Origin of the sequence: Streptomyces sp. NPDC001914, assembly GCF_042891215.1 — a bacterium.
Classification (GTDB): domain Bacteria; phylum Actinomycetota; class Actinomycetes; order Streptomycetales; family Streptomycetaceae; genus Streptomyces.
The window spans coordinates 454,238-470,968 of sequence record NZ_JBIASW010000002.1 but is presented as its reverse complement, the minus strand read 5'-3'; the positions used below and the strand labels follow the sequence as shown (position 1 = coordinate 470,968).

15 protein-coding genes are annotated in these 16,731 nt (G+C 72.9%); 3 read left to right on the top strand and 12 right to left on the bottom strand.

Features of this window, described 5'->3' with window-relative positions; genetic code table 11:
• The first annotated feature begins 488 nt into the window (after positions 1 to 488).
• Complete coding sequence (locus ACFYYF_RS07105; protein ID WP_388772243.1) at positions 489 to 1,652, top strand: acyltransferase family protein; 1,164 nt, start codon at positions 489 to 491, stop codon at positions 1,650 to 1,652.
• 58 nt (positions 1,653 to 1,710) lie between these two features.
• Here ACFYYF_RS07105 and ACFYYF_RS07100 read toward each other — a convergent pair whose 3' ends face one another.
• A complete protein-coding gene (locus ACFYYF_RS07100; RefSeq protein ID WP_388772240.1) occupies positions 1,711 to 2,370 on the bottom strand; it encodes a TetR/AcrR family transcriptional regulator C-terminal domain-containing protein in 660 nt (219 codons plus the stop codon).
• A 74-nt stretch (positions 2,371 to 2,444) separates the two neighbouring features.
• Between ACFYYF_RS07100 and ACFYYF_RS07095 the strand changes: the two genes are divergently transcribed.
• Positions 2,445 to 3,914: an FAD-dependent monooxygenase gene (locus ACFYYF_RS07095; protein WP_388772237.1), complete on the top strand. Its 1,470-nt coding sequence runs from the start codon at positions 2,445 to 2,447 to the stop codon at positions 3,912 to 3,914.
• A gap of 3 nt (positions 3,915 to 3,917) precedes the next feature.
• On the opposite strand, the gene leuE is transcribed toward ACFYYF_RS07095, so the two are convergent.
• The 3 genes from leuE to ACFYYF_RS07080 form a co-directional block, all read right to left on the bottom strand.
• A complete protein-coding gene (leuE, locus tag ACFYYF_RS07090) occupies positions 3,918 to 4,568 on the bottom strand; it encodes a leucine efflux protein LeuE (protein WP_388772235.1) in 651 nt (216 codons plus the stop codon).
• Positions 4,569 to 4,622: 54 nt separating this feature from the next.
• Entirely contained in the window at positions 4,623 to 5,201 is a 579-nt protein-coding gene (locus ACFYYF_RS07085) for a Uma2 family endonuclease (protein ID WP_388772232.1), read from the bottom strand.
• 92 nt (positions 5,202 to 5,293) lie between these two features.
• Positions 5,294 to 6,874 carry a methylmalonyl-CoA mutase gene (locus ACFYYF_RS07080; protein WP_388772229.1) on the bottom strand — a complete coding sequence of 527 codons (1,581 nt, stop codon included), beginning with the start codon at positions 6,872 to 6,874 and terminating at the stop codon, positions 5,294 to 5,296.
• A 187-nt stretch (positions 6,875 to 7,061) separates the two neighbouring features.
• Between ACFYYF_RS07080 and ACFYYF_RS07075 the strand changes: the two genes are divergently transcribed.
• On the top strand, positions 7,062 to 7,943 hold the full coding sequence (locus ACFYYF_RS07075) for a L,D-transpeptidase family protein (protein ID WP_388772227.1): 882 nt from the start codon (positions 7,062 to 7,064) through the stop codon (positions 7,941 to 7,943).
• A gap of 239 nt (positions 7,944 to 8,182) precedes the next feature.
• Here ACFYYF_RS07075 and ACFYYF_RS07070 read toward each other — a convergent pair whose 3' ends face one another.
• The 8 genes from ACFYYF_RS07070 to ACFYYF_RS07035 form a co-directional block, all read right to left on the bottom strand.
• The gene (locus tag ACFYYF_RS07070; RefSeq protein WP_388772225.1) at positions 8,183 to 9,268 is read right to left on the bottom strand and encodes a hypothetical protein; all 1,086 of its coding nucleotides are present in this window, start codon (positions 9,266 to 9,268) and stop codon (positions 8,183 to 8,185) included.
• Positions 9,268 to 9,930 carry an RNA polymerase sigma factor gene (locus ACFYYF_RS07065; RefSeq protein ID WP_037626719.1) on the bottom strand — a complete coding sequence of 221 codons (663 nt, stop codon included), beginning with the start codon at positions 9,928 to 9,930 and terminating at the stop codon, positions 9,268 to 9,270. The genes ACFYYF_RS07070 and ACFYYF_RS07065 overlap by 1 nt, the downstream gene beginning before the upstream one ends.
• A gap of 788 nt (positions 9,931 to 10,718) precedes the next feature.
• Positions 10,719 to 11,555: a hypothetical protein gene (locus tag ACFYYF_RS07060; protein WP_388772223.1), complete on the bottom strand. Its 837-nt coding sequence runs from the start codon at positions 11,553 to 11,555 to the stop codon at positions 10,719 to 10,721.
• Between the two features lie 294 nt (positions 11,556 to 11,849).
• Positions 11,850 to 12,467, bottom strand: a complete 618-nt coding sequence (locus tag ACFYYF_RS07055; protein WP_361676335.1) for an RNA polymerase sigma factor — start codon at positions 12,465 to 12,467, stop codon at positions 11,850 to 11,852.
• Between the two features lie 209 nt (positions 12,468 to 12,676).
• Positions 12,677 to 13,057: a hypothetical protein gene (locus ACFYYF_RS07050; RefSeq protein WP_365480558.1), complete on the bottom strand. Its 381-nt coding sequence runs from the start codon at positions 13,055 to 13,057 to the stop codon at positions 12,677 to 12,679.
• 186 nt (positions 13,058 to 13,243) lie between these two features.
• Complete coding sequence (locus ACFYYF_RS07045; RefSeq protein ID WP_365480561.1) at positions 13,244 to 13,816, bottom strand: hypothetical protein; 573 nt, start codon at positions 13,814 to 13,816, stop codon at positions 13,244 to 13,246.
• A gap of 178 nt (positions 13,817 to 13,994) precedes the next feature.
• Complete coding sequence (locus ACFYYF_RS07040) at positions 13,995 to 14,771, bottom strand: DUF4328 domain-containing protein (RefSeq protein ID WP_388772220.1); 777 nt, start codon at positions 14,769 to 14,771, stop codon at positions 13,995 to 13,997.
• A gap of 189 nt (positions 14,772 to 14,960) precedes the next feature.
• Entirely contained in the window at positions 14,961 to 16,595 is a 1,635-nt protein-coding gene (locus ACFYYF_RS07035) for a glycoside hydrolase family 20 protein (protein WP_388772218.1), read from the bottom strand.
• Between the last annotated feature and the right edge of the window lie 136 nt (positions 16,596 to 16,731).

The following is a 16,731-nucleotide window of genomic DNA, read 5'->3' as shown; positions in this document are numbered from 1 at the left end:
CTCCCTTGCGTGCGCCTCCGGCACGGGTGCCGGCCCCAGCTTCCTTCGCCCCCTCCGCCCCTACCCGTCCCGTACCTGGGGCTCCGCCCCGGACCCCGCTCCTCAATCGCCGGAGGGGCTGAATCTTTCGCCGGCCGGGGCTGAAATCTTGCACGGCACCCGAAAGGTGGGCCCCTGGGGCTCCGCCCCGGACCCCGCTCCGCAAACGCCGGAGGGGCTGGATCTTGCAGCCGGGATCCGGCGGAAGGGGACGTGCCGGTACATCGATGGCCGTCGCCACTAACCGTCACTTCTCCGCCCGACAGCGGCGGCCTGATGCACCGGCGCGGCCCCGACCCACCCACCGCCGGCGGAGTCGTCGACGCGACGGCAACCCGCAGATGAACTCCCGTGGGCAAGAAGGAGAACCGGCCTCGCGAGGCCGTAAGCATCCCCGACTATCGGACTAACGTGCTGTGGGCCAGCTGAGTCCCATCGAGGGGAACCTTGTGATCGACACGCCCGAGGAGGCCCGCGGGACGTCGACCGGCACCGTGGTCCGTACCGTCCTGCCACCTGCCGAGACGTCCGCCGCACCCAAACCCGCGGCACCCCGGGAGAACCGGCTGCGCGCCCTCGACGGGCTGCGGCTCGTCGCGGCCCTGATGGTGGCGGGGTACCACTACGGCGGCCGGGACGGCGAGGTGGTCCAGGCTTGGGGCACCTCCCCCAAGCACCAGTTCCCCACGCTGCACCACCTGTTCGCCTACGGGTGTCTGGGCGTGCAGGTCTTCTTCGTGATCAGCGGCTTCGTCATCTGCATGAGCGGCTGGGGCCGGCCGCTGCGCTCCTTCTTCGCCTCGCGCGCCTCACGGCTGCTGCCCGCCTACTGGGCCGCGATCGTCATCGTGACGGCCGTGTTCGCCCTGCCCGTGGTCGCGTACAAGACGGTCTCCCCGAGCGACGCGCTGGTCAACCTCACCATGCTCCAGCAGCCGCTGGGCGTCGACCGGGTGCTCGGCGTGTGCTGGACCCTGTGGGCGGAGGTCCGCTTCTACGCCCTGTTCGCGCTGTGCATCGTGCTCCCGGGGGCGAACCGGCAGCGCGTGATCCTGTTCTGCGCCGCCTGGACGCTGGCCGCGGCCGTCGCGCAGGGCGTGCACGAACCCCTGCTCGACGTGGTCCTGATGCCGGAGTACGCCCCGTACTTCATCGGCGGCGTCGGCCTCTACCTCGTCCACCGCAACCGCCGCGACGCGTACGCCTGGGGCATCGTCGGCGTGAGCTGGCTGATCGGCCAGCACTACGCGGTCCAGCGCCTGTGGCACGCCCCGAACCCGCAGTTCTTCTCCGACCGCTCGTCCTACGCCATCATCCTCGTCGTCACCTTCGGCTACGTCGCCGTCGCCGCGATCGCGCTGGGCTGGCTGCGGTGGGCCAACTGGCGCTGGCTGACGGTCGCGGGTGCCCTGACGTACCCGTTCTACCTGGTCCACGAGCACCTGGGCTGGGTCGTCATCAAGGCCTACCACCGGACCCTGCACATCCCGTCGTACGGCACGTTCCTCGCTACGGTCACCACGATGCTGCTGCTCGCCTGGCTGCTGAACCGGTTCGTGGAGGACCGGCTCACCCCGAAGCTGCGCACGGCCCTGTCGAGGCCGCGCCCCTAGGGCCGCGATGACCGACGGCCGGGCGGGGAATCCCGTCCCGGAGAGACGGGGCCACCGCTCAGCCGATGCCGTAGCGCGCCCCGATGCCCGCGACGATCAGGCCGAGCCCCTCCTCGAAGTGCCGCTCGTAGTCCTCGAAGATCTCCGCGCCCGCCGCCGCCGACAGAGGGAAGTCGGCCATGTGGCGGGCGCGTTCGTCCGTGTCGTACCCCTCGCGGCGCTCGCCCGGCAGCGGCTGGACGCCCTGCTCCTCGGTGACGAAGCCGAGCGTGTACAGGTACGTGGTGGAGGTCGCGCGCACCGCCTGCGTGAGAGTGAATCCCGCCTCGGTGAAGAGCGTCAGGGTCCGCTCCATCTCGACGGCGTGCAGGGTGCCCGTGAAGCGTGAACCGCTGAAGACCTTGGCACCGTCGCGGTAGCTCAGCAGGGCGGCGCGCAGGCCGCGGTTGGCGGCGAGCAGCCGCTCCCGCCAGCCGTCACCCCCGGCCGCACCGGGGGCGTCGACCATCCGGCGGTACATCTCCGTCGCCATCTCGTCGAGCAGTTCCTGCTTGTTCTTGAAGTGCCAGTAGAGCGCCGGCGCCTGGACGTTCAGCTCCTTGGCGATGGCCCGCAGGGTCAGTCCGTCGAGGCCCGTCTCGTTGAGCAGCCGCAGCGCGGTGTCGACGACCTGCTTCTTGTCCAGCCCGGGGGATCGCTGGGTTCTCTGGGTAGCCACGCTTGACAGTTTAACGCCGTTAAGGGCATGCTCGCCCCATTGAACTTAACGGCGTTAAGGAGAAAACCATGGGCATGACATTCACTCAGTCCGCGCCCGTTGACGTGGACGTCCTCGTCGTCGGCGCGGGCCCGACCGGCCTCGCCCTCGGCGTCGACCTCGCACGGCAGGGCGTGGACGCGCTCGTCGTGGAGCGGGGCGAGGGCCTGGCGCCGGGCTCGCGCGGCAAGGGGCTCCAGCCGCGCACCATGGAGGTCTTCGAGGACCTCGGCGTCCTCGACGCGATCCGCGCGGCGGGCGGCGACTACCCGGTCGGGATGATCTGGCAGGACGGCAAGCGGGCGGGCGAGCACCCGATGTTCGACCCGGCCGAGGACGGCGAGGCGGGCTCCGCGTTCACCGCGCCGTGGATGGTGCCCCAGTGGCGCACGCAGGAGATCCTGCACGCACGGCTGGCCGGACTCGGCGGCCGCGTCGCCTTCGGCAGGGAGGTGACCGCCCTCGACCAGGACGAGGACGGTGTGAGCGTGCGCTTCACCTCGCGCGAGGGAGCGGGGACCGTCCGCGCGAGGTACGTCGTCGCCGCCGACGGAGGCCGCTCGGCCGTCCGCCGGGCCGTCGGCATCGGCATGACCGGTGCCGGGAGCGACGGTTCGGGCGTCGTCGACCCGGACCCGATCCTGGTGGCGGACGCCCGGATCAGCGGCCTGGACCGCGACCACTGGCACGTCTTCCCGCCGGGCGGGGACAGCGACGGCTTCCTGGCGATCTGCCCGCTGGCGGGCACGGACCACTTCCAGATCGTCGCCGGGTTCCCGGCCGGGACCACGGTCGACAGCTCACCCGCGGGCGTACGCAAGGTCGTCGCCGCCCGTTCGCACCTGGCCGCCGACGCGGTGACCGGGACGACCTGGATCTCGGAGTTCCGGCCGCGCGCCGCGCTGGCGGACCGCCTCCGCGCGGGGCGGGCCTTCCTCGCCGGGGACGCGGCGCACATCCACTCGCCGGCCGGCGGGCAGGGGCTCAACACCAGCGTCCAGGACGCCTACAACCTCGGCTGGAAGCTCGGCGCGGTCCTGCGCGGCGAGGCTCCCGCGGCCCTCCTCGACACCTACGAGGAGGAACGCCATCCCGTCGCCGCCGACATGCTCGGCCTCTCCACCCGGATCCACCGCGGCGAGGCCCGGCGCGGCAGCCAGACCCGTCAGCTCGGCCTCGGCTACCGCGGCTCCTCCCTCGCGGTCGAGACCCGTACGGACCTGCCGGACGGGGCGCTGCGCGCGGGCGACCGCGCCCCCGACGGAACCATGGACGGCGTACGTCTCTTCGACGCGTTCCGGGGCACGCACTGGACGCTGCTCACCGTCGGCACGGACACGGAACTGCCGGAGCTCCCCGGCGTCCGCACCGCGCGGATCGGGTCGTACGAGCGCTACGGGACCGGCGTCTTCCTCGTCCGTCCCGACGGCCACGTGGGCTGGGCGGGCACGGACGCGCGGGGCTTGGCGGAGTACGCGGCCCTGGTGGGCCTCGGCGCCCGCTGAGCGCTACGCGCTGGCGAGAGTCAGCTTGACCGCGAAGCCGAGGAACAGGGCACCCGCGGCGGTCGTGGCGCCCGCGGAGAGACGCTTGCGCCGGCGGAAGGCCGACGCGAGGCGGGTCCCGCTGAAGATCAGCGCGGTCAGATAGAGCACGCTCGCGAGCTGGGCGAAGGCACCGAGCACGACGAACGACAGGGCCGGGTAGGCGTATCCGGGATCGACGAACTGAACGAAGAAGGCGACGAAGAACAGGATCGCCTTCGGGTTGAACAGGCTGATCACCAGCGCCCGCCGGAACGGCCGCTCCCCCGGCGCCTCCTCGGTCTCCGCGCTCTCGGCGACCGGCTCACGTCGGGCCCGCCACATCGCCCGCGCGGCGCGCAGCATGCCGATCGCCAGCCAGGTCAGATATCCCGCACCGGCGTACTTCACGATGCTGAACAGTACGGCGTTCGCCTGGAGCAGCGAGGCCACACCCGCCGCCGACAGGGTCATCAGGACCGTGTCCCCGCACCACACGCCCGCGGCGGCGGTGTACCCCGTGCGGACGCCCCGGCGGGCGGCGACGGACAGCACGTACAGCGAGTTCGGTCCCGGCAGCAGGACGATCAGGACGAGGCCCGCGAGATAGGTGGGGAGATCGATGACACCAAGCATGAAAAGGAGTGTCGCACGCGTCTACGACATCGCGTCCGGGCGTCTCATCACGGCTCAGTCACCGTCGAGGAGGGTGTCCACGGGGAGGTCGAGAGCGACCCCGACGACGTCCGGGACCGGGAAGCTCTGCCCCCGCCCGTAGCGCTCGGGGGCCGGGTACTTGCCGTTGACCGGGTCCCGGTACAGCAGGACCTCGTCGTGCTTGCGGTCGACGACGACGTAGACGGGGACGCCGGCCTCGGCGTAGCACTCGACCTTCGGTCCGAGGCCGTCGGACCAGTTCGACGAGGTCACCTCGACCACGAGACGGAAGACGTTCGGGGCGTAGCAGTTCTTCTGGACGAGGGCGTCGCGGAAGTCCTCGTCGACGATCGAGAAGTCGGGGATCGCGAAGTCGGCGGGCAGGGTGGGCAGCCAGAGGCCGACGCCCTGGACGTACCTGAGCCCGGCGTCCCGGGCACCCGCCCGATCGAACGCCACGACCAGCCATGACAACGACAGCGCATGCGAGCCGTCCGGCGGTGGTGTCGCAGTCAGCCTCCCCTGGAGAATCTCCGCGCGGTGCCCAGGCAGTGCACGGGAGAGCAGGTCGGCGGCTTCGCCCAACGTCAGCTCGTGTTGCAGTACGGCCACGGCATCCTCCCGTTCAGGGGTCGCTCTCCCCGAGCGCAGCCGGGGGCGTGCGGCTTCCGCCCTCGTTCACCCGTACGAAGGAATCGCGCAGGTCAGAAGGTGTCCGAGGGCACGTAGGTCCCCCAGATCTCGCGCAGCGCGTTGCAGACCTCCCCGACCGTGGCACGGGCGCGCAGCGCCTCCTTCATCGGGTACAGGACGTTGTCCGTGCCCTCGGCGGCCTTCTTCAGCGCGGTGAGGGCGGCGTCGACGGCGCCCTGGTCGCGCTCCGCGCGGAGCCTGGCGAGGCGTTCGGCCTGCTGGGCCTCGATGGCCGGGTCGACGCGCAGCGGCTCGTACGGCTCCTCCGCGTCGATCCGGAAGCGGTTGACGCCGACCACCACGCGCTCACCGGAGTCGGTCTCCTGGGCGATCCGGTAGGCGGAGCGTTCGATCTCGCCCTTCTGGAAGCCCTGCTCGATGGCCCCGACGGCGCCGCCGAGGTCCTCGACCCGGGTCATGAGGGCGACGGCGGCCGTCTCGACGTCGTCGGTCATCGACTCGACGACGTACGAGCCGGCGAAGGGGTCGACCGTCGCCGTCACGTCCGTCTCGTGGGCGAGGACCTGCTGGGTGCGCAGGGCGAGCCGGGCGGACTTGTCGGTGGGCAGCGCGATGGCCTCGTCGAAGGAGTTGGTGTGCAGCGACTGGGTGCCGCCGAGGACCGCGGCGAGGCCCTGGACCGCGACCCGGACGAGGTTCACCTCGGGCTGCTGCGCGGTGAGCTGGACGCCCGCCGTCTGGGTGTGGAAGCGCAGCATCAGCGACTTGGGGTTCCTCGCGCCGAACTCGTCGCGCATCACCCGGGCCCAGATGCGCCGGGCGGCACGGAACTTGGCGACCTCCTCCAGGATCGTCGTACGGGCGACGAAGAAGAAGGAGAGGCGGGGGGCGAAGTCGTCGACGTCCATGCCGGCGGCGACGGCGGTGCGGACGTACTCGATGCCGTCGGCGAGCGTGAAGGCGATCTCCTGCGCGGGAGAGGCGCCGGCCTCGGCCATGTGGTAGCCGGAGATCGAGATGGTGTTCCACTTCGGGATCTCGGCCCCGCAGTATTTGAAGATGTCCGCGATCAGCCGCAGGGACGGCTTGGGCGGGAAGATGTACGTGCCGCGGGCGATGTACTCCTTGAGGACGTCGTTCTGGACGGTGCCCGTCAACCGGTCCGCGGGGACGCCCTGTTCCTCGCCGACGAGCTGGTACATGAGCAGCAGCAGCGCGGCGGGCGCGTTGATCGTCATCGAGGTGGAGACCTTGTCGAGCGGGATCCCCTCGAACAGGACGCGCATGTCGTCGACCGAGTCGACGGCCACGCCGACCTTGCCGACCTCGCCGTGCGCGAGCGGGGCGTCGGAGTCGTGGCCCATCTGGGTGGGCAGGTCGAAGGCGACCGACAGGCCGGTCGTTCCGTGGGCGATGAGCTGCCGGTAGCGGGCGTTGGACTCCACGGCGGTGCCGAACCCCGCGTACTGGCGCATGGTCCACGGGCGGCCCGTGTACATCGACGGGTAGACACCGCGGGTGAAGGGGTACGCGCCCGGCGCGCCGAGTCTCTCGGCCGGGTCCCAGCCGGCCAGGGCCTCGGGGCCGTAGACCGGTTCGATGGGCAGTCCGGACTCGGATTCGCGCGTCATTGCTGTGCCTCCCGTGAAGCGGCCCGACGACAGGGACTCCGTTCCGCCGTGCGGCGGCTCGTTCCATGGTTCTCTTCCACCATGCCGCCCCGTTCGCAACCGGTCACCCGCGGAAAGCATCTCAGGTGACATGACGGCGGGACGGGGGCCTGAGGTGCACGACAGAGCGGGTGGAACAGGGGTCCGGATGCGTACGACTGGCTGGAAGAGATCGCTGGCCGCGCTCGCGGTGCTCGCCGTGGTGAGCGGCTGCACGGCGCACGCCGTGGACACGGAGGGCAAGGGGCGGCCGGCGGGCGTCGGCGGTTCGCGCACCCCGTCCCCCGGCGCGGCGAAGAAGGACGACGGCAAGCCCGCCTCCCCCTCGAAGGGCGGGGACGGCGCCTCCGGCTCCGCGGACGGCGGGAAGGACGGCGACCGGCCGGCCGCCGAGCCCGCCAAGGTGCTCTGGTCCGAGGGCGACAAGGGCGACGACATCCGCAGGGCGCAGGCCCGGCTGCATCAGGTCGCCTGGCTGATCACCCCGCCGACGGGGACGTACGACGCCCGGACGGTCGCGGCGGTGAAGGGGTTCCAGGGCAAGCGGGGACTGCCGCGCACCGGTGATCTGGACACCGTGACCTGGCAGCGGCTGCGGCGGATGACGCACGAACCGGCCGCCTGGGAGCTTTATCCCTACGGCGGGCAGCCGGCGGCGAAGCCCGACCCGCGCTGCATGAAGGGCCGCGTGCTGTGCGTCAGCAAGACGAGCCGCACACTGCGCTGGATGATCGACGGCAGGACGGTCTCGGAGATGGACGTCCGGTTCGGCTCGCAGTACACGCCCACCCGCGAAGGGGTGTTCACGGTGTACTTCAAGTCGCGCCACCACGTGTCGACGATCTACCACACGTCGATGCCGTACGCGATGTTCTTCAGCGGCGGCCAAGCGGTGCACTATTCCTCGGACTTCGCGGCCCGCGGCTACTACGGCGCCTCGCACGGCTGCGTCAACGTACGGGACGAGGGCAAGGTCGCGTCGCTGTTCGCGCAGGTCCGCACGGGCGACAAGGTCGTCGTCTACTGGTGAGGGGCCTCCGCGCGAAGGCGGGGCGAAGAGGAGTGGGGCGCGGGCGGGACCGGGGGAACGTGTCCCACCCGCGCCAGGTGCACGAAGCCGTGGGTACGGGGGGAACCCGGGCTCCGCGCTACGGCCGATGACCAGTCGGCTCATCACGTACTGCGTCGCGGCGGCCGAAAACGTCACACCCAGCCGGTGAAATTTTCAACGACTTACAAAAGTGCAGGTCAGCGCGGTGTGGCGGTGCTTCACAGGAGCGTGTCGGGCGACGGGACCGGCGTCGTCCGCGGGTTCGGGACCGGCGGCGGGGACCAGGTGGGCAGGGCCGGCCGGATGCGGATCAGCCCCGGGCGCACGACGGACGGGTTGCTGACACCGTTGTCCCGGGGGTGGTCGATGCCGGGACCTATGTGGTGACCGTCGCCGCCCGGGTCGCCCTGGTCTCCCTGACCGGAGCCGTCGCCCGTCCCCTGCCCGCCGCCGTCGCCCGAGTCCCCGCCCGAACCGTCGCGGGTTCCCTGTCCGCGGCCGAGGACGCCCGAGCAGTACAGCCGCACCCGGGCACCGCCGCCCGCCACGTGCTCCAGGGCGCGCCTGCGTTCCCCGTCGAGGTCCTTGCCGTCGAGGAGGTCACGGCAGTACGAGCGCGTCCGGGCCCACCACTCGCGGGTGCGGTCGGCGTTCCCGTCGGCGTCGGGACTCGGCGGCGCACTCGGCAGGCCGGGCCCCGCGGAGGCGGAGGTGTCCCCGGACGGTTCGCCCGACGGCGTGTCGGGCACCGGCACCAGCGTGCCGTTGCCGCCGGAGACCCCGGGCGAGGGGGAGGGCGAGGCGGAGACGACCGGACGGTCCGGGGTCCGGGCGGCCGTGGCCGTCGCGGCCGGGCCCGGGTGTTCACGGGTGAACGGGGTCGGCAGGACTCCGGTTCCGGCCGCGAAGGCGACACCGCCGAGCATCCCGGCGGCCAGCACCGCGGCGAGTCCGAAGCGGGTGGGCCGCCCCCAGCGCGTCCGGCGTCCGTGCGCTGCGGGGCGTCCGATCCGTACGAGACCGGCGTCGGCGGCGTGCGCTGCGGACCGCGCGCGACCGTGCCGGCCGGGTCGCGCGGCGACGCCGTCCCCGCCCTCGCGCACCTTGCGGAACGCCGCCAACGCGGCCGCCTCGCCCGGGAGTTCGTCGCTGGTCGGCTGGGGTCCCGCGGTCAGTGCGCCGAGCGCCGCCGCGAGGCGGTCCACCTGGTCACGCGTGCCGGGGTCGACGGCTTCCAGCGGCTCCCCGTTCAGCAGACGCTCCGCGGCGTCCCGGTCCAGCCACTTGTACTGCTCGTCGGCCATCACATGTCCTTCTGCGCCCGCGAACGCGTATGCGTCACACCGGCGGACGTCACCGCACGGGTGCGGGAACCTCGTTGCGGGGGAACGGCGTCGAGCGCGCCGACGGATTCCGGATCGGTGCCGAGCAGTTCGGCGAGCCGTTTCAGACCCCGGTGCGCGGCGGTCCTGACGGCTCCGGGGCGCTTGCCGAGGGTCTCGGCGGCCGTCTTGGCGTCGAGACCGACCACGACCCTCAGGACGACGGCCTCGGCCTGGTCCTGCGGGAGCTGGGCTATGAGCGAGAGCGTGCTGCCGGTGGACAGCGCCTCCATCGCCTCGGTCGCGGTGTCGGACTCGGCGGCCTTGCCGGTCAGCTCGGTCTCGTCGCCGCCTATCGCGGGACGGCGTCCGCGCATCCGTATGTGGTCCAGCGCGCGGTTGCGGGCGATCCTCGCCGCCCAGCCGCGGAAGCGGTCCGCGTCGCCGCTGAAGCGTTCCAGGTCGCGGGCGATCTGGAGCCAGGCCTCGGACGTGACGTCCTCGGCGTCCGGCTCGCCCACCAGTGTCCGCACGTATCCGAGCAGGCGTGGATGCACGGCTCGGTACACAGTCCGGAACGCGGTCTCGTCCCCGTCCTGTGCGGCAAGTACCGCGGCGGTCAGCTCCGCGTCGTCCCCCAGCACCCCCGCGCCCCTCTGTGCACCTCGACCGGTTCCGCTCTCGCGGACCGGGTTCTCGCCGTCGTCGTGCGTTCCTCGATGGACGGTTGTGGTCTCGGGTCCGCGTGGTCGTGGTCTGCCGCCCCACGCGGTTCCGGCCCCAGGCCCCACGTGGTCGTGGTCCCCGGTCCGCACAGTCGTGCTCCCGGGTCCCCCGTGGTTGCGGTCGTCCTCTCCGCACCGGCGCGAAAGGCACGTTACGGCCTGAAACAGCTCCCCGTCCATGTTCGTACAACCTGCAACTACGCGGTGACGGTGCGAGGTGTGACACAAAACGCAGTCGCGGCGCTGTAGAGAGTACGGGTCGCCGCGCGGCCCGTGCCGCGCGACGGTCGGGGCCTCTCCTGTGGGGGGTGGCGGCCCCGGCCGTTGCCATCGGCGAGGAATCGGGCCGACGGCCCCGCAGAGAGGGACACCTGGCGTCGCGTCAGGGATGTCCCCGGCAGCCCGTCCGCGAGGCCGGCCGCTGTCCGCCGGGCCGGGACCGCCCGCGTCAGCCGGGCGCCGACGCCTCCGACGCCGGAACACCCGCCGCCTTCACGGCGGAGACATCCGCCGTCCTCAAGCCACGGACGGCGCCGCCCGGACCCGGGCTCCCTGACGTCCGACCGAACCCCGGCGGGCGTTCCGGTGGCCTTCCGGGCCCCGTCCGGCCCACGAGCGGCCGGGCCGGCGTTCGGCAGTCCGGCCGGGGCACGTCCGCGAAGTCGCGTCGTCCGCCCGCCGGTCGGGCGGGACGTTGCGGACACGACCTAGCGCTCGCCCTTCGGCTTCGCCGTCGCGGCCGGCGTCTCCTGAGCCGGCGTCCCGTCGGGCTTCCCGGCGTCGCGCGCGCTTCCCGGGTTCTCCGGGTTCTCCGCGTTCCCCGTCCCCTTCGCACCCTTCGTCCCGCTGCGCGCGGCCAGTTGCCCGGCGCAGAACGCCTCGACCTCGTCCTCGCCGCCGGCGGCCGTGACGAGCCGCTGCCAGGAGCTCGCGTCCAGGGCCTTGCCCCGGTCCCGCACGGACGCGTACGCGCGGCAGTGGGCCTCGATGTCCTGGGCGCGCGGCGGACGGCTCACCGCGCCGCTCGGGGTCGGGGTGCCGGGAGCACCGGGCCCCACCGGCACGGCGGCCCCGGGGAGGCGGGGTGGAACACCGCCGGACGGCCGGGACGTGGCTCCGCCCCGGTGCCCGGTGTCGTCGTGCGTGACCGGGCCGATGGCCGCGACGGCCACACCGCCCAGGGTCAGACCGGCCAGCAGAACGGCGAACGCGGCCCGCAGCGAACGGCTCGGCCCCTTCTGCTCCTTGGGGCGCCAGTCGTCCCGCCGCCGGGTGCGCGCCGTGTGCGCGCCGCCGTCCCGCGCGACCCTGAAGGCGGCCACGGCCCGCGTCTCGGCGGCCCTGTCGTCGGCCCGGCCGAGCATCGCGGCCGCGAGGAGCCCTTCCAGGGAAGTCCCGTCCGAGGGAGCCCCTTCAAGGAGAGTCGGGGCCTCCCCGCTCCCGCGGCCGGCCGCGGGAGCGGGGCGGGCGCCGGGGGCCGCGCCGTCGCCGACGTGCCGTTCACCCATGCCGGTTCGCGTGTCCGGTTCCCTGTGCGGTTCCACGTCCGGTTCCCTCTCCGCCTGCCGCTCCGCCCTGCAACTCCTCGCCGTACCGGGACTCCGCCCCGCGCTCCGCTCCGTACAACGCCCTCGTTCCACACGGCGCCCCGCGCCCGTGGAACGGCACCCCGCCATGGGCCGCCCCGGCCCCGGACGGCGGCCCGTCGCGGTACGGCAGCCGTCCTGCGTGTGACGGCCGTCCGCCGTGCACCATCCGTACACCGGTCGACTTCCTTCCGCCGTACGACGATGCGGTTCCGGACGACGGCGTGGCGCCGGCCGTTCCGGAGGTACTGCTCATCCCGACTCCCCCAGCGTCCGGGACTCCTCATCCGTCACACCCGCGACACCGAGCTGGCGCGCGAGCCGCTTGAGGCCCCGGTGGGCGGAGGTGCGCACCGCGCCGGGCCGCTTGCCGAGCACCCGCGCCGCGGCCGGTCCGTCGAGGCCGACGACCACCCGCAGGAGCACGGCCTCGGCCTGGTCGCGCGGCAGGCCCGCGACCAGTTCCAGGGCGTACTCGGTGGACAGGCTCTCCAGGGCCTCGTCCTGGGTGCTGTGCCTGCCGGGCAGGTCCAGCGCGTCCTGCTCGATGGCGGTGCCCCGGGGCCGTACCCGCAGCCGCCGCAGATGGTCCAGGGCCCGGTGCCGGGCGATGGTCGCGGTCCAGCCGCGGAACCCGGCGCCGTCCCCGCGGAACCGTCCCAGGTCCCGGGCGATCTCCAGCCAGGCGTCGGACGCCACGTCCTCGGCGTCGTCGCCGACGATGCCGCGCAGATAGCCGAGCAGTCCGGGCTGCACGAACCGGTACGCGGCCGCGAAGGCGAGTTCGTCGCCCTCCTGCGCCCGCGCCACGGCCATGCCCAGTTCCGCGTCGTACGGCTGCCCGCGGCGGGGTTGCCCTCCCTGGCCCAACACTGTCCTCGTTCGCACCGAGTTCGCCCGAATGTGCCTGCCGGCGCGGCCGTCCGCGTCGACACCCTCATGGTCATCAGCGTCGGGCCCCACGGAAGTGTCACAGTGCGTCAGACGCTCCGGCCGGGCACCGCGTCCGGGCCTGCCGGGCCCCCGGCCGCGGACGCCGGAGGCCGTCGTCACGCGGCCGGCGGGGCCCGGCGGGGACCTCAGCGGGTGGCCTCGCGGCACAGCAGGCGCAGGGAACCGTCGCCCGCGTAGCAGCGGCTGGCCTCCTCGATCGGGTCCCACAGACGTCCGTCGGGCGTACGGAGCCAGTGTTCGCCGCCGGTCTCCCACCACTCGGCGCCGGTGTGACGGACGACCACCTCACCGGCGTACGCGCCGAATCCGCGCAGCACGCTCGCGACGGCGGCGTACGGGGCCCCGTCCCTGCGTATCTCGTCGATGACGCGGTCGACGCGCCACAGGCTCTGTGCCGAGTAGTCGAGGCGCAGCCTGGCGCCCTCCCGCATGGCGGCGACCGTGTCGCCCGCCCAGCGAACGGGCTTCGTCGCAGCCGAGGGCCGAGTTGCTTGAGTTGCGTTCACACTCGGTAGAGCGCGGGGGCGGCTCGATTCGTCACGGGTCCGGGCCCGGGTTCGCGACACCGGCCCAGGACCGCCATGTCCGCCCCAGGACCCTCACAGGAACCCCTCGCGATCAAGGTTTCGGGTGCGCCGGAGCCGTGCCCCGCCGGAAGGCCTCCGGCGCACCCTCGCAGGTCCGTTCGGGGACTACACGCGTCCCCGTGCCCTGCGGGAGACCACCGCCCGCAGGACGCGCCGCCCCTCCGTCGACGCGTCCAGCGCGAGCCGCAGTCCGCCCGGGCCGTGCTCGGCGAGCAGCTCCAGGACGGAGACCTGGCGGCGCAGTTCGGCGGCGACGAGCGGGGACATGCCCTCCGTGCGCCCCTCGCGGCGTGCCGTCACGCACGCCTCCGCGTCGTCGGCGTGGTCGAGGAACCGGTGGACCTGCAGCGCCGCCACCGAGCAGGCGTCCGACCAGGCGCGCAGCTCCTCCTCGGAGGGCTTCGCCGGGACGGCGTCCAGCATGCCCCGGGCGAGCAGGGCCGCATGGTCCTCGTCGGTCACGGCCGGCTCGGGGTCCTCCGCGTCCATCTTGGCGCGTGCCTCTTCCAGGCGCGTCCCCCACTCGGCCCAGGTGTCCGCCTCCGCCAGGCTGGCCCACAGGGGCCGCAGGACGTCGTCGTCACCGCCGAGGAGCGGGACACACCGATCCAAACAAGCCAGGCCACTCGCTGCCAGACCTCGCTCGTCGGCCCGAGCGATCAGTTCCACCAGACTCATCACGACTCCCTCGAAATGCCTCGACAGGGCGCCCTTGCCTTACGGAGCCCGCACTTCCCCTTACTGCGTGCAACGGACCCGGAGTGTCACAGTGCGAGCCCACCCTGCCGTTCGGAGAGCCGAATGAACAGGTTTTCGGCCAAAGACGCACTCCGGGACCGGCACGATTCCGCGCGCGTCAGGCGCCGGAGACGGCCGGGTCCTCCAGCGCCTTCCGGTTCTGCATCCCGGTCAGCTTGAGGACCACGACGATGGCAGCGACGGCTGCCGCGATGTCGAGGCCGTCGCCGATCATGGCCTGGAGGGCGGTGTCCCGTATGTCCTTGGCGGTCTCGGCGTTGCGGGAGAGGGCGGAGTAGAACCGGCCGGCCACCAGACCCGCGAGCCAGAGCACCCACCAGAGGTTGACGAGTCCGAGCCGGCTGCGGCTTCCCGCGGGACGGCTCGCGTCCCAGATCTCCGTCATGATCTGGCGCGGGCGCCACAGGTTCACGATCGGCACGAACCAGCCCCCGATCACCCAGGCCCGGGACCAGGTGTGTCCGGCCGGGAAGAAGACCTCGGCGTTGAGCCGGACCCGCCGGAACCAGAACAGGAAGACGACGCCGGCAGCCAGAAGGGCGGTCGTCTGCACCCGAGCGGCGGCCAGACTGAGCGAGTCCGCCTCATCGGCCCTTTGCACGAGGGAGGCGAGGGACACGCCTCCGCCGGCGAGGCCGTCCGCGAGCGCGCCGACGACCGTGTTCGCCACGTCGTACAGCTTGTAGTCCGCCCAGACCCCGAAGAGGTCGGCGGCGATCACCAGGCCGAGCACGGCGGCGGTGATCCTTCCGAGGACGACCGGCGAGCGCAGCGAGGCGGGGCCGTGCGGCGACGGGAGCGGCGGCAGCGGCGGCAAGGGGCGCCTGGCGGCGACCCCCTGCTCGGCGGGCTGCGGCGATGGCGGCATGGTCATGAGACCCCCCAGATCTGCCGTCACGTCACCGGGACGGCACAAGAAGCCGGACGCGCCCCTCCCCAGAGGTCACGTCCGGCCCGCGAACAAAGTAAGCGGAAGATAAGGGTCCTTACCTTGTCGCGTCCAGTCCCTTTCGAAGCGCACCGTCGGGCGCTGACCAGTGCGTTTCCGGCGGCGGGGGTCGCCTCAGCCCAACTGGTCCGCCAGCGCCCTGAACTGGGTCCAGGAGAGGGACGGCTTGCGGGAGTCCCACAGTTTCTGCGACAGGGCGCGCAGCGGCATGCGGATGCCCGCCGCGACCTGGTCCTGGGTCTGGGAGTTGGAGAGGTCGCACCAGACGGCGAAGGAGCCGCCGAGGATCTGGGAGTCGTACGTCGCGGAGACCGGGGTGGTCCCGCGCAGGACGAGCGGGGTCCACTGCTCGTAGATGCGCTGCCCGGTCGGATAGACGAAGGTCTGGGGTTCGCCGAGGACGTAGTACAGGTACTCGTCGTTGTAGTTGACGACCTTACGGCCCGCGCTCAGGTACTCCACCGGCTGCCGGGCCCCGATCTCCTTGCCGGTCCAGTACGCCACCCGCAGGCTGCCGTCGGCCCGGACGGTGCCCGAGCGGAAGAAGCCGTCGTTCCAGGCCCGCGCCGTCCGCCCGTGCCCCTGAACCACCTTGGCGCGGTCGTTCAGCCAGCCGGTCGTGAGGTCGGTGACGCCCGCGCCGGCTCCGTACTTGTTCCTCGCCGCGGTGACGAGTTGCGGGAAGGACGCCGCCGGGTTCGCCACCGTCAGCGCCTGGTACTCGTCTCCGCCGAGGTGCCAGTCGGTGCCGGGGAACAGACCCGCGTACTCGTCGAGCAGGTCGTCGACGATCTGCGCCGCCGCGGGCTTGGAGATGTCCACCGCACCGCGGACGGGGACGCCCGAGACGTTGCGGAGCTGGAGATCGGGGTGCGCCGCGATGACCGCGCCGAGGTGACCGGGCGAGTCGATCTCGGGCACGACGGTGATGTGCCGGCTCTTGGCGAGGGCGACGATCCGGCGCACCTCGTCCTTCGTCAGATGCTGCTGCGACACGATCTCGGGGTGCGTGTCGGACTCGATGCGGAAGCCCTGGTCGTCCGAGAAGTGCAGCCCGAGCTGGTTGTACTTCAGGTCCCCGAGCTCGCGCACCCGGTCCTCGATCCAGGCCGCCGTGAAGTGCTTGCGCGCGGTGTCGAGCATGAACCCGCGGACCGGCTTCGCGGGGCGGTCGCGTACGACGCCCTCCGGCGCCGTGCCGCCGGCGCGCACCTCCTGCTTGAGGGTGCGCGTGCCGTAGAAGACCCCGGCCTCGGCGGGCCCGGTGACGCTCACCCGGCCGTTCCTGACGGTCAGGGTGTACGACTCCGGGCCCGCTCTGCCCTTGTCGAGGCCCAGTTCGACGTCGCCCGCCCTGGCGGCCGCCCGCCCCGCGTACGTCATCTTGAGCTCGCCCGCGAGCAGCTTGCCCTCGCCGGCGAGGCCGTTGTCGTCCACGACCACCCGGGCACCGGCGGCCGGACGCCAGCCGGGACCGTGGGCCGCGGTGTGCTCGCGCACGGCGGGGATGGTGCGGGGCGGCTTGGAGAGGGGATAGCTCTTGGTCGGCGAGGGGCTGGGGGCCGACACGGCCCCCGATCCGTCGGCGGACGGCACCCCCGCCCCGGCCGGCCCGCCGCCCCCGTCGGGCCAGACCGCCACGGCCACCGCGACGACACCGGCGACCGCCAGAACGGCCGCGACGAGTTTGCCCCGCCCGTGCTGTTCCGGCCCCCGCCGACGCGGCGCACGCCGCCTGCCACTGCTCACTCCGCCACCCTCGTCTCACCGCGCCCGCTGCGCGGCGCTCACTTCACGGCGCCGGCCGCGCGGCACCCGCTTCACCGTGCCGGCACTCCGCGGCCGGCACTCCCTACAGGTGTACTCCCCCGTCGAGGCGGCCACC

Coding starts and splice junctions, on each gene's coding strand:
- ACFYYF_RS07075 (WP_388772227.1), top strand. CDS start 7,062: ATGCGTACGACTGGCTGGAAGAGATCGCTGGCCGCGCTCGCGGTGCTC.
- ACFYYF_RS07095 (WP_388772237.1), top strand. CDS start 2,445: ATGACATTCACTCAGTCCGCGCCCGTTGACGTGGACGTCCTCGTCGTC.
- ACFYYF_RS07080 (WP_388772229.1), bottom strand. CDS start 6,874: ATGACGCGCGAATCCGAGTCCGGACTGCCCATCGAACCGGTCTACGGC.
- ACFYYF_RS07045 (WP_365480561.1), bottom strand. CDS start 13,816: ATGAGTCTGGTGGAACTGATCGCTCGGGCCGACGAGCGAGGTCTGGCA.
- ACFYYF_RS07070 (WP_388772225.1), bottom strand. CDS start 9,268: ATGGCCGACGAGCAGTACAAGTGGCTGGACCGGGACGCCGCGGAGCGT.
- leuE (WP_388772235.1), bottom strand. CDS start 4,568: ATGCTTGGTGTCATCGATCTCCCCACCTATCTCGCGGGCCTCGTCCTG.
- ACFYYF_RS07040 (WP_388772220.1), bottom strand. CDS start 14,771: ATGACCATGCCGCCATCGCCGCAGCCCGCCGAGCAGGGGGTCGCCGCC.